This window comes from Lacinutrix chionoecetis, assembly GCF_053604665.1.
This window is the reverse complement of the sequence record NZ_JBSHNQ010000011.1, coordinates 1-377: the sequence shown is the minus strand read 5'-3', so window position 1 is coordinate 377 and position 377 is coordinate 1. Positions and strand designations below refer to the sequence as shown.

Here is a 377-nt window from a genome sequence, read left to right as displayed (position 1 = left end):
TCTTCGTCGTTAAAGATTCCAGACTTGACAAGTGCAATAGTTGTATCACCTTGACATAAGGTAATCACTGTTGCATCGTCTGTTGTAGCAGTAGTACCAGACACATCTGTTACAGTAGCATCAGTCAATACATTTTGACCATTAACTGTAGCTTGGTTTGTTACTTGTCCAGCATCAATATCATCTTGTGTTACAGCATAGTTGGCTGTGTAAGTCCATGTTTCAGTAGGATCTAATTCGTTATCACCATCGGTATCACCAGAAGCAAATACGATTGCAACCACTGGGTTAGGTGCTTCTAATAAAGGATCGGTTACAACCACATTATCAATAGACACATTACCAGTATTCGTTACAGTGAAGGTGTAAGTAATCGT

1 protein-coding gene is annotated in these 377 nt (G+C 39.3%); it reads right to left on the bottom strand.

What is annotated here, in order from left to right; genetic code table 11:
* A partial coding sequence (locus ACVC43_RS00055) for a DUF7507 domain-containing protein (RefSeq protein WP_452222530.1) occupies window positions 1-377 on the bottom strand: 377 nt, incomplete at both ends.